Annotated in this window: 10 protein-coding genes; 2 read left to right on the top strand and 8 right to left on the bottom strand. The window is 70.8% G+C overall.

Features of this window, described 5'->3' with window-relative positions; all coding sequences use genetic code 11:
• Positions 1-82: 82 nt before the first annotated feature.
• On the top strand, positions 83-631 hold the full coding sequence (locus tag ACFQ6X_RS03065; RefSeq protein WP_383174976.1) for a bacterial proteasome activator family protein: 549 nt from the start codon (positions 83-85) through the stop codon (positions 629-631).
• Between the two features lie 149 nt (positions 632-780).
• Here ACFQ6X_RS03065 and ACFQ6X_RS03060 read toward each other — a convergent pair whose 3' ends face one another.
• From ACFQ6X_RS03060 to pdhA, 7 genes are all read right to left on the bottom strand, one after another.
• Positions 781-1,767, bottom strand: a complete 987-nt coding sequence (locus tag ACFQ6X_RS03060; RefSeq protein WP_383174973.1) for an NAD(P)H-quinone oxidoreductase — start codon at positions 1,765-1,767, stop codon at positions 781-783.
• A 71-nt stretch (positions 1,768-1,838) separates the two neighbouring features.
• On the bottom strand, positions 1,839-2,942 hold the full coding sequence (locus tag ACFQ6X_RS03055) for a potassium channel family protein (RefSeq protein ID WP_383174970.1): 1,104 nt from the start codon (positions 2,940-2,942) through the stop codon (positions 1,839-1,841).
• Complete coding sequence (locus tag ACFQ6X_RS03050) at positions 2,939-4,609, bottom strand: molybdopterin molybdotransferase MoeA (protein ID WP_383174967.1); 1,671 nt, start codon at positions 4,607-4,609, stop codon at positions 2,939-2,941. The genes ACFQ6X_RS03055 and ACFQ6X_RS03050 overlap by 4 nt, the downstream gene beginning before the upstream one ends.
• Positions 4,606-5,481, bottom strand: a complete 876-nt coding sequence (locus tag ACFQ6X_RS03045) for a DUF6457 domain-containing protein (RefSeq protein ID WP_383174964.1) — start codon at positions 5,479-5,481, stop codon at positions 4,606-4,608. The genes ACFQ6X_RS03050 and ACFQ6X_RS03045 overlap by 4 nt, the downstream gene beginning before the upstream one ends.
• Positions 5,482-5,538: 57 nt before the next feature.
• Complete coding sequence (locus ACFQ6X_RS03040; RefSeq protein WP_383174961.1) at positions 5,539-6,948, bottom strand: dihydrolipoamide acetyltransferase family protein; 1,410 nt, start codon at positions 6,946-6,948, stop codon at positions 5,539-5,541.
• On the bottom strand, positions 6,948-7,979 hold the full coding sequence (locus ACFQ6X_RS03035) for an alpha-ketoacid dehydrogenase subunit beta (protein ID WP_383174958.1): 1,032 nt from the start codon (positions 7,977-7,979) through the stop codon (positions 6,948-6,950). The genes ACFQ6X_RS03040 and ACFQ6X_RS03035 overlap by 1 nt, the downstream gene beginning before the upstream one ends.
• Complete coding sequence (pdhA, locus tag ACFQ6X_RS03030) at positions 7,976-9,130, bottom strand: pyruvate dehydrogenase (acetyl-transferring) E1 component subunit alpha (RefSeq protein WP_383174955.1); 1,155 nt, start codon at positions 9,128-9,130, stop codon at positions 7,976-7,978. Before pdhA ends, ACFQ6X_RS03035 begins: the two co-directional genes overlap by 4 nt.
• A 212-nt stretch (positions 9,131-9,342) precedes the next feature.
• Here pdhA and ACFQ6X_RS03025 point away from each other — a divergent pair, with 212 nt between their 5' ends.
• Entirely contained in the window at positions 9,343-9,864 is a 522-nt protein-coding gene (locus ACFQ6X_RS03025; RefSeq protein ID WP_383174952.1) for an Lrp/AsnC family transcriptional regulator, read from the top strand.
• 25 nt (positions 9,865-9,889) lie between these two features.
• Here the strand turns inward: ACFQ6X_RS03025 and ACFQ6X_RS03020 are convergent, their stop codons facing one another.
• Entirely contained in the window at positions 9,890-10,483 is a 594-nt protein-coding gene (locus ACFQ6X_RS03020; RefSeq protein ID WP_329209195.1) for a TetR/AcrR family transcriptional regulator, read from the bottom strand.
• Positions 10,484-10,553 lie beyond the last annotated feature (70 nt).

The following is a 10,553-nucleotide window of genomic DNA, read 5'->3' as shown; positions in this document are numbered from 1 at the left end:
TCCGGTGCCCCCGGAAAGGGTGGATCATCCCTTCCCGGGGGCACCACCGTGATGTGGAGCAGGTATACGAGACAATGGCGGCATGGAGATGCCGAGGAATGACCGGTCGCAGGAGCACCCGCAAGTCCTTGTGGTGGGACAGGACGGAATGGCTATCGGCGGCGGTGGCAGTGACGACGAGTCGCGCGAGGTCCCGGTGACGGAGATGGTCGAACAGCCCGCGAAGGTCATGCGCATCGGCAGCATGATCAAGCAGCTCCTTGAGGAGGTCAGGGCGGCTCCTCTCGACGAGGCGAGCCGGGTCCGGCTCAAGGAGATCCACGCGAGCTCGGTGAAGGAGCTCGAGGACGGGCTGGCGCCGGAGCTGGTGGAGGAGCTGGAACGGCTCTCGCTGCCGTTCACCGAGGAGTCGGTCCCGTCCGAGGCCGAGCTGAGGATTGCGCAGGCCCAGTTGGTGGGCTGGCTGGAGGGCCTGTTCCACGGCATCCAGACGGCCCTGTTCGCCCAGCAGATGGCGGCCCGTGCACAGCTGGAGCAGATGCGTCGCGCCCTGCCTCCGGGCGTGGGCCACGAGGACGAGGAAGGCGATACGGACCCGCACGGCCCGGCCCGATCCGGCCCGTATCTGTAGGCCTTGCCTTCGCCATCCCGACCTCAGGTCGCCGAGCGCGGTACGCGCAGGGGCCCGGCACACGTGGTGTGTGCCGGGCCCCTGCGCGTGGGGCGGCGCCTCGGTGCTCGGCGCCCCCTGCTCGGTGCTCGGTTCCAGCCTGTACGCGGTCAGGCGCCCGGTGCGAGCAGGAGAACCTTGCCGATGTGCGCGCTCGACTCCAGCACCCGGTGGGCCTCCGCGGCGTCCGCCATCGGCACCGTGCGGTCCACGACCGGCCGGACGACGCCCTGGCCGATCAGCGGCCAGACATGTTCCCGTACGGCGGCGACGATCGCGGCCTTCTCCGCGAGCGGCCGACCGCGCAGGGAGGTGGCCGTGACGGCAGCACGCTTGCTCAGCAGGGCGCCGAGGTTCAGCTCGCCCTTGACGCCTCCCTGGAGCCCGATGATCGCCAGCCTGCCGTTGACGGCCAGGGCCCGCACGTTGCGGTCCAGGTACTTGGCCCCGACGATGTCGAGGATGACGTCGGCACCCGTACCGTCCGTCGCCTTGCGCAGTTCCTCGACGAAATCCTGCTCGCGGTAGTCGATGAGGATGTCGGCGCCGAGTTCCTGACAGCGTGCCAGTTTCTCCGCCCCGCCCGCGGTCACCGCGACGCGCGCGCCGACGGCCTTCGCGAGCTGGATCGCCATCGTGCCGATCCCACTGGACCCGCCGTGGACCAGCAGCGTCTCGCCGGGGCGGAGATGGGCGATCATGAAGACGTTGGACCAGACCGTGGCGGTCACCTCGGGCAGCGCGGCGGCAGTCACCAGGTCCACGCCCTCGGGCACGGGCAACAGCTGCCCGGTCGGCACGGCGACCTTCTCGGCGTAGCCACCGCCCGCCAGCAGCCCGCACACTTCGTCGCCCACCGACCAGCCGGTCACGCCCGGGCCGAGGGCGGCGACGCGGCCCGCGCACTCCAGGCCGGGGTAGGGGGAGGCACCGGGCGGAGGGTTGTAGAAACCCTGCCGCTGCAGGACGTCGGCCCGGTTGACGGCGCTGGAAACGACCTCGACGAGGACCTCTCCCTCGCCGGGTACGGGATCGGGGACCTCGGCCCAGACGAGCGCCTCGGGGTCACCGGGTTCGGGGATCGTGATCGCATGCATGGCCGCGAGGCTACTCCGCTCCGCCCGGCGGACGCGGCACACGAACACGGCACGGTCCCGGGGGAGAGGTCCTAGGGACGCTGGTTGGACTGCGGCGGATGGTTCATCGGCGGGATGTGAAGCGGGCTGGCGCGCACGATCGTGATCACCCGGTCCGTCAACTGCAGTGGACTGGCTGCCGGATCGTCGTACCCGAGCAGCCTGTGGCCGCGCAGCACACTCACCACGAGGTCCTCGGTCTCCCGGACGCTCTTGCCCACCTCGGCCTTTATCACCGGCCGTTCGACGAGATCGAGGCCACTGCCCTGCTGAATGAGGTCCTCCATCACCGTGCCCGCACTGGGGCTGAGCACGGAGAGTCCCAGCAGACGGCCGGCCGCGCTCGCGCTGGTGATCACGGCGTCGGCGCCGGACTGGCGCAGCAGAGGCGCGTTCTCCTCCTCGCGCACGGCGGCGACGATCTTCGCGCCCCGGTTGAGCTGACGCGCGGTCAGCGCGACCAGTACAGCCGTGTCGTCGCGCTGGGTGGCGATGATGATCTGACGCGCTTTCTGGACCTCTGCCCGCAGCAGTACATCGCTGCGTGTCGCATCACCCAGCACTCCGACGAAGCCTTCGGCATTCGCCGCTTCGATCACCTTGCCGGCCGGATCGACGATGACGATCTGGTCCTTCTTGAGACCCGTGGCGCAGAGCGTCTGGATTGCCGAACGGCCCTTGGTGCCGAAGCCGACGACAACTGTGTGTTCACGCAAGTTGGTTCTCCAACGGTTCAGCCGGAAGTCCTCCCGGGTCCGTTCCGTCAGGACCTCGAGGGTGGTGCCGACCAGGATGATCAGGAAGAGCACGCGCAACGGCGTCACCAGCAGCACATTGACCAGCCGGGCCGTCTCGCTGTACGGAACGATGTCGCCGTATCCGGTCGTCGACAGCGTCACCGTCGCGTAGTAGACGGCGTCGAGGAGATCGACCTTCCCGTCGGCGTTGTCGTGGTACCCGTCCCGGTCGATCCAGACGATGAAGACCGTGGTGGCCAGCACCGTCAGAGCCATCGCCAGACGTTTGGCGACCTGGCGCAACGGCCTGTCGACGACCCGTCGGGGCAGGAGAACCCGAGTGGGGACGACGTGCTCGTCCGCGCGCCTGGCCATCGCGTCCTGGCCCGGAAGTTTCACGTGAAACACCCTTCCGTCCACGGCGTTGCCGAGGTCCACGGTAGATCGAGGATCTCCACCTCGGTGCCGGACCGTACCCCGCCGGGCGGTACAACGGCCAGTCCGTCAGCAGCGGCGATCCCACGCAACATCGCAGGTCCGTTGTAACGCAGGGGAACGACGTGATCCGTGCCGCCCGCACTGCCCGCACGATGGACCACCGGGACGAGCCTGGTGTCGTGCGGATGCCCGTGCACCTCGTCCCGCACTGTCGCCCGGTACGGATCCTGAGCGGCTCGTCCGGCGATCCCCCGGAGCAGCGGCTCGGCCAGGGTGAGCAGTCCGGAGACGGCAGCGAGCGGGTTGCCGGGCAGCCCGACCACATAGGGACCGCCGTCGGCCTGCCGGGCAAGGAGCATGGGGTGCCCCGGGCGCACGGCCACCCCGTCGACCAGAAGCTCGGCCCCCGTCTCGGCCAGGACCGGGTGGACATGGTCGACGGGCCCGGCGGCGGTGCCACCGGTGGTGAGAATCAGATCGGCGTCCGAGGTGGTGAGGGCATGCCGGAGCGCCTGCGCGTCATCGCCCAGGCGCTGGGGATCGGTCACCTCGGCGCCCAAGGCCCGGAGCCAGGGCGCGAGCATGGGGCCGAGTGCGTCCCGGATCAGCCCGTCGTGCGGAAGCCCTGCGTTCAGGAGCTCGTCGCCGAGAACGAACACGTCCACGCGGGGCCGGGGTACGGCAACGAGGGCGTCGTAACCCGCGGCGGCTGCCAGCCCCAGCACGGGAGGGGTGACCAGGGTGCCGACGGGCAGGAGCTGGTCGCCGGAGCGGCACTCCTGACCGCGGGGCCTGATGTCCTGTCCGGGGACGACCTCGCGCGTCGCGTGGAGCAGTCCCTTGGCCTCGTCGCTGCGGGCGTGTTCGCTGCGGATGACCGCGGTGGCGTCCACCGGAATGCGGGCCCCGGTGGCAATCCGTACCGCTTCACCGTCGGGAAGGGGTGCCTGGGTGCTGCGTCCGGCGAGCAGCCCTTCACCCGTGCGTACGGTCCACGGGCCCGGTCCGGCAACGGCCCAGCCATCCATTGCGGACGTGTCGAAGGACGGCAGATCGGTGAGTGCCACGACCGCTTCGGCCAGGACGTGACCGAGCGCCCGGTCCAGGGGGAGACGGTGGGCGGCAAGGGGTGCGGCGCGGCCCAGGCGCTCGGCCAGAGCGCGGGCTTCGGCCCAGGGGGTGCTGCGGGCGCGGGTCCGGCGGGCTTGGGTGGAGGGGGAGACGCGCGTGGCGGACGAGGTTCGGGGATGGCTCGGGAAGCCCGGGAGTGTGTCGCCGGGGGGCTGGTCTCCTGAGGGCTGGGAGGCGGAGGACTCCGCCTTGCCCGGGTCCGACGGCGAAGGCCGCTCCGACGGGGAGGGCGAGCCCACTGCGCGGCCCGGATCCGGTGTCGGGTGCGCGGCCTGTGGCTGCCGCCCCACGAGAGCCAGGGCCTGCTCGACGGCGCGCTCCTCTTCAGCGGCCCGCGCCTCCTCCGCCGACACCGCCTCCGCCGACACCTCCTCCACCGACACCTCCTCCACCGACGTCGACGAAGCCCGGCCCGCGTTCGGGGTCGGGGATCCGGACCGGTTGCCCGTACGTCCGGAGGGCAAGGGACCCCCGCCGTCGCCTCCGAGTGCGGTCATGGCGTGCCGGCCCCGTTACCGCTCCCCGCCTCTTCCTCCCATCGGAGGGCGAGCGCGGTGGCCTTCCTGGCGGCCTCCGCCACCGCTTCGGCCGCGGCTTCCGGGCTCGCGCCGCTGCTCGCCCTGGCGGCCGCGTACCCCACCAGGAAGGTCGTCAGAGGTGCGGCAGGTCTGGCGACGCCGTGGGCGGCATCACGGGCGAGGTCGAGCAGAACGCCGGTGTCGACGTCGAGTTCGATGCCCAGTTCGTCCTTGACTGCGTTGATCCATTCATCCAGCACGGTCCCATGCTCCCTGATACGCGCCCTGGCGGCAGCAATGTCTTCCCAGGTGTCGCAGTCGAACGAGGCCAGAGGACCGGCCTCGACCCGGACCAGGTCCAGCTCGCCCGTCAGCAGCCGCAGTGGCAGTCCGGCGAGGCTGCCGTGCTCGGTGGCGAGAAGTGCGAGCTCGCGGCGCAGCGGCTCGGCGCGGTAGACCGCGACCAGCGGCTGGTCCCGCCCGTCCGGGTCGGTGCACAGGGCGCCTTCGTGGGATCCCGTCGCGGCAGCGGCCAGCAACGAACCGACGGTTGTCTCCCCCAGGAACGGCAGATCCGCGGAGAGCACCAGAACGCTCTCCGCGGACGTGTGCCGCATCCCTGCACCGAGCGCGGCCAAGGGCCCGCCGCCCGTAGGTACTTCGCGCGTCCAGGTGACCGGGCGCGCGGTGGGCCTTCGCCCTCCCACCACTACGGTGGCCCGGGCGTCGGCGCAGACGCCGAGCACCCGGTCGAGCAGCGCCCGGCCGCCCACCCGGAGCCCGGGCTTGTCGGCTCCCCCGAGCCGTTTGGCGGCCCCTCCGGCAAGAACGATGGCGTCATACGCGGTCATGCTCCGAGTATGCGGGCCACCCGGCCCCACCGATCCCGTGGGGGGATCCCTGTCCGGTTACAGCGTGCGCAACAGAACCGCCGGCTGCTCCACGCAGTCGGCCACGTACCGCAGGAATCCGCCCGCCGTCCCGCCGTCGCAGACCCGGTGGTCGAACGTCAGCGAGAGCTGGACGACCTGGCGGACCGCCAGCTCGCCCTGGTGCACCCACGGCTTGGGCACGATCCGGCCGACCCCGAGCATGGCCGCCTCGGGGTGGTTGATGATCGGTGTCGACCCGTCCACGCCGAACACCCCGTAGTTGTTCAGGGTGAACGTCCCGCCGGTCAGGTCCGCCGGGGTCAGCTTCCCCGTCCGCGCCACCTCGGTCAGCCGGGCGATCTCCGCGCCGATCGACTCCACGTTCCGGGAGTGCGCGTCCCGGACGACCGGAACGACGAGCCCCCGCTCGGTCTGGGCCGCGAAACCCAGATGGACCTCGGACAGCCGGACGATCTCCCGGGCCTCGGTGTCCACAGTCGAGTTGAGCTCGGGGAACCGGGCCAGGGCCGCCGTGCAGATGCGCGCCAGCAGGGCGAGCACCGACACCTTGGGCGCCGCGGCGGAACCACCGGCCTTGTTCATCGCGGCCCTTGCCGCCATCAGCTCCGTGGCATCGGCGTCGACCCAGCACGTGGCATCGGGAATCTCGCGCCGACTGCGCGCCAGCTTGTCGGCAACGGCGCCACGCACCCCGCGCAGCGCAACCCGCTCACCCGCCGGACGGGACGCCGAACCGGCCGCCGGACGAGAGGCCGGAGCCACAGGGGCAACCTGCTCCTCCTCCGCAACCTTGATCGCGGATTCGACATCGGTACGCAGGATCAGCCCGTCCCGCCCGGAACCCGCCACCAGCCGGAGATCGAGGCCGTGCTGCCGGGCGAGCTTCCGAACGAGAGGAGAGATGACCGCAACGGGCCCCCGCACCTCCTCCGCGGCAGGAACCGGAGGCGGAATCGGAGCCTTGACCGGAGCCGGAGCCTTCGCCGCCGGAGCCGCAGCCGTGGCCGAGAACGACGCGGGCCGGACCCGGCGGCGGCGTGCAGCGGGTGCGCCCGTGCCGTAGCCCACGAGCACATTGCCGGACGCCGAATCGGTGCCGGACGCCGCATCGGTCTCCGTCGCACCACGGGATCCGGACGAGGAACCGGAAGCCGGGGCCTGTGCCGTCACCGGCTCCTGCGTACCGACAGCGACCGTCAGCAGCGGTGCACCGACCGGAAGTTCGGCACCCTCCTCGCCGAACCTCGCCGTCACCACACCCCCGTAGGGGCAGGGCACCTCCACCATCGCCTTGGCCGTCTCGACCTCGACGACCGGCTGGTCGATGGCGACAACATCGCCGACCTCCACCAGCCAGCGCACGATCTCCGCCTCGGTCAGCCCCTCGCCGAGGTCGGGAAGCTTGAACTCGAACACCTGCGGCATCAGTTGTCCGCCTCCCACTGAAGACGGGCCACCGCGTCGAGCACCCGGTCCACGCCCGGCAGATGGTGACGCTCCTGCATGGGGGGCGGATACGGGATGTCGAACCCGGCCACCCGCAGGACCGGCGCCTCCAGATGGTGGAAGCACCGCTCGGTGACCCGGGCCGCGATCTCTCCACCCGGACCGCCGAAACCGGAGGACTCGTGGACGACCACCGCACGGCCCGTACGCCGCACCGAAGCGGCGACGGTCTCGTCGTCGAACGGCACCAGCGAACGCAGGTCCACGACCTCGAGGTCCCAGCCCTCGGCCGTGGCGGCCTCCGCGGCTTCCATGCACACCGGCAGCGACGGCCCGTACGTGATCAAGGTCGCGCTGCGCCCGGAGCGGCGGACGACGGCCCGCCCGATCGGCTCGACCACGGCAGGCGCGTCCGGCGACCACGCGGCCTTCGACCAGTAGAGCCGCTTCGGCTCCAGGAAGACCACCGGATCGTCGGAGGCGATCGATTCCCTCAGCAGCCCGTACGCGTCCTCGACCGTGGCCGGCATGACGACGTGCAGACCGGGCGTCGCCATGTAGTACGCCTCCGAGGAGTCGCTGTGGTGCTCGACCCCGCCGATCCCGCCGCCGTACGGCACCCGGACCGTGATCGGCAGCGGCATGGCTCCCCGGGTCCGGTTCCTCATCTTCGCGACATGGCTGATCAGCTGCTCGAACGCCGGATAGGCGAACGCGTCGAACTGCATCTCCACGACAGGCCGCAGCCCGTACATCGCCATACCGACCGCCGCACCGAGGATTCCCGCCTCGGCCAGCGGCGTGTCCGTACAGCGGTCGTCGCCGAACTCCTTCGCCAGACCGTCCGTGACGCGGAAGACACCGCCGAGTGTGCCGACGTCCTCACCGAGCACGTGCACGGTCGGGTCCTCGGCCATCGAATCGCGCAGCGCACGGCCGAGCGCCTGCGCCATGGTGGCCGGCTTGGCCGTGCCCGCCCGCTCGCCGGCCATCGTCGCCACAGTCGTCATCGACCTTCCTCCGCGCCGCTCTCGCCGTGCTCGGCGTCCAGCTCGACCCTCAACCGGGCCGCCTGCTCACGCAACTGCTCGGTCTGTTGCTCGTAGACATGGGCGAACAGGTCCATCGGATCGAGGACCGGATCAGCGTTCATCTGCTCGCGCAATCCCGCCGCCATGCGTTCCGCCGCCTCCCGCACCGTCCCGATATCGTCCTCGTCCAGCAGCCCGCGCCCGGTCAGCTCCCGCTCCAGCAGCTGGATCGGATCGTGTGCACGCCACGCCTCCACCTCGCTGTCCACGCGGTACCGGGTGGCGTCGTCGGCGTTCGTATGGGCTTCCATGCGGTACGTGACGGCCTCGACCAGCGTCGGGCCTCCACCACGCCTGGCCCGCGCCACCGCCTCGCCGAGCACCTGGTGCACGGCTGCCGCGTCGTTTCCGTCGACCAGGCGGCCCGGCATGCCGTATCCCACGGCCTTGTGGGCCAGGGACGGCGCCGCCGTCTGCTTGGCCAGCGGCACGGAGATCGCAAAGCCGTTGTTCTGCACGAGGAAGACGACCGGTGCCCGCCAGACGGCCGCGAAATTGAGCGCCTCGTGGAAATCGCCCTCGCTCGTCCCGCCGTCACCGACCATGGCGAGTGCCACCACGTCGTCGCCCTTGAGCCGCGCCGCGTGGGCCAGACCCACGGCATGCGGCAACTGGGTGGCCAGCGGGGTGCACAGCGGGGCGATGCGGTGCTCACGCGGGTCGTAACCGGTGTGCCGGTCCCCCCGCAGCAGCGTCAGCGCCTCCACCGGGTCGAGACCGCGCGCCACGGCGGCGAGAGTGTCCCGGTAGCTGGGAAACAGCCAGTCACGCTCCTCCAGCACGAGCGCCGCCGCGATCTCGCACGCCTCCTGACCGGTGCTCGACGGATACACCGCGAGCCTGCCCTGCTTGGTCAGAGCCGTGGCCTGCGTGTTGTACCGGCGGCCTCGCACCAGCTCACCGTAGAGCCGGAGCAGCAGCTCGGGGTCCACGTCGGCCGCGGCGTCCGTACCGAGCACGCGGTACGGCTCGGGGTCCGGGAGCAGCGGCGCGGGGTCGGTGAGCGGCTTCCAGGCCGGGGGCGGCGTGGGCCTGTAGGCAGCTGCGCCGGGCAGCTCTTGGACCGTCATGACAAGCACCTCCTGGCATCGAGATACATCGAGGGGTGTTCGAAATCTTCAGGAATGTCAAGGAATAGGCGGGGCACCGGTGTGGTGTGCCTCACCTACCGATTGTTCGGTCGTGGGCGCATTTTGGCTACAGGCACCGTCAGCCTGTGGACAAACGGTTCTCCACAGCCTGGGATAGAGACAGGTCGTCCACAACAGGGAGGCACGGGCAGATGGCAGCTGAACAAATGGCCGACAGGGGCGAGGGCCCCGGCCAGGTTCCGCCCGCGCGGCCGCTGGACGCCATCGACCGCGACATCCTCCGCATCCTGCAGACGGACGGCCGCGCCTCCGTACGGGCTGTCGCCGAACGCGTCCACGTCTCGCGGGCCAACGCCTACGCACGGATCAACCGCCTCGTCGAGGACGGCGTCATCCGCGGCTTCAGCGCACGCGTGAATCACGAGCGGGCGGGGCAGGGCGCCTCCGCGTACATCACGCTCAAGATCGTCCAGAATTCCTGGCGCACCGTGCGCGAACAGCTTCAGGCCCTGCCGGGAGCCACCCACATCGCCCTGGTCAGCGGCGACTTCGATGTCCTGCTCCTGGTGCACACCCCGGACAACCGGGCCCTGCGCGAACTGGTCCTGACCAGGATCCAGGCCATACCCGAGGTGCTCTCGACCCGCACCCTGCTGGTGTTCGAGGAGACCGACCTGGGCCCCCGCCCGGACCGCACGGCGGAGCTCACCTAGGTTCCCCCGCCTGGATCAGGCAGGCTCAGCGGCTGGCCCGCATCCCCTCGAATGCCAGCTGGACAACGGTGTCGGCCAGCTGCTCCCGCTCGGCCGAGCCACCCGGCTGCGGGCGGTACCACTCGACCAGGGAGTTCACCATCCCGAAGAGCAGCCGTGTGGCCATGCGTATGTCCACGTCGGCACGCAGGTCGCCGTCCGCCACGGCGGCCTTGAGGAGCTCCGACACCCGCTGGTCGAACTCGCGCCGCCGCTCCAGGGCCAAGCGCTCCGTCGCGGTGTTCCCGCGCACGCGCAGCAGCAGCGTGACGTACGGCAATTCGTCCATCAGCACCTCGACGGTGCGGCGCGTCACGTACTCGACCCGCTCGATCGCCCGCCCGCGCGTCGCGCCCGGCTCCTCGAGAATCCCGAACAGCCCGTCGAGCGCCCGGCTCACCGCGCGCCGCAGGAGCTCTTCCTTGCCGGTCACATGGTGGTAGATCGACGATTTGGAGATGCCCGCCGCCTTGGAGAGATGCTCCATGGACGTGCCGTCGTAACCGCGCTCGTTGAAGACACGGACGGCAACGGTGAGGAGTGTCTCCGGGGTGTACGTGTCCCGCTTGGCCGTGGTCATGACCGCGATCCTCCCCCATGAGTTGTCCACAGGTTTCTTGGGGCCCCTTGTCCCGACCGATCGTTCGGTT

Source organism: Streptomyces sp. NPDC056452, from assembly GCF_042796085.1.
Taxonomy (GTDB): Bacteria; Actinomycetota; Actinomycetes; order Streptomycetales; family Streptomycetaceae; genus Streptomyces.
This window is presented reverse-complemented; position numbering and strand designations above follow the sequence as displayed.

What these genes read in the sequence shown, in the direction of transcription:
- ACFQ6X_RS03065 (WP_383174976.1), top strand. Translation starts at nt 83, where the DNA reads ATGGAGATGCCGAGGAATGACCGGTCGCAGGAGCACCCGCAAGTCCTT.
- ACFQ6X_RS03060 (WP_383174973.1), bottom strand. Translation starts at nt 1,767, where the DNA reads ATGCATGCGATCACGATCCCCGAACCCGGTGACCCCGAGGCGCTCGTC.
- ACFQ6X_RS03050 (WP_383174967.1), bottom strand. Translation starts at nt 4,609, where the DNA reads ATGACCGCACTCGGAGGCGACGGCGGGGGTCCCTTGCCCTCCGGACGT.
- ACFQ6X_RS03045 (WP_383174964.1), bottom strand. Translation starts at nt 5,481, where the DNA reads ATGACCGCGTATGACGCCATCGTTCTTGCCGGAGGGGCCGCCAAACGG.
- ACFQ6X_RS03040 (WP_383174961.1), bottom strand. Translation starts at nt 6,948, where the DNA reads ATGCCGCAGGTGTTCGAGTTCAAGCTTCCCGACCTCGGCGAGGGGCTG.
- ACFQ6X_RS03035 (WP_383174958.1), bottom strand. Translation starts at nt 7,979, where the DNA reads ATGACGACTGTGGCGACGATGGCCGGCGAGCGGGCGGGCACGGCCAAG.
- pdhA (WP_383174955.1), bottom strand. Translation starts at nt 9,130, where the DNA reads ATGACGGTCCAAGAGCTGCCCGGCGCAGCTGCCTACAGGCCCACGCCG.
- ACFQ6X_RS03025 (WP_383174952.1), top strand. Translation starts at nt 9,343, where the DNA reads ATGGCAGCTGAACAAATGGCCGACAGGGGCGAGGGCCCCGGCCAGGTT.
- ACFQ6X_RS03020 (WP_329209195.1), bottom strand. Translation starts at nt 10,483, where the DNA reads ATGACCACGGCCAAGCGGGACACGTACACCCCGGAGACACTCCTCACC.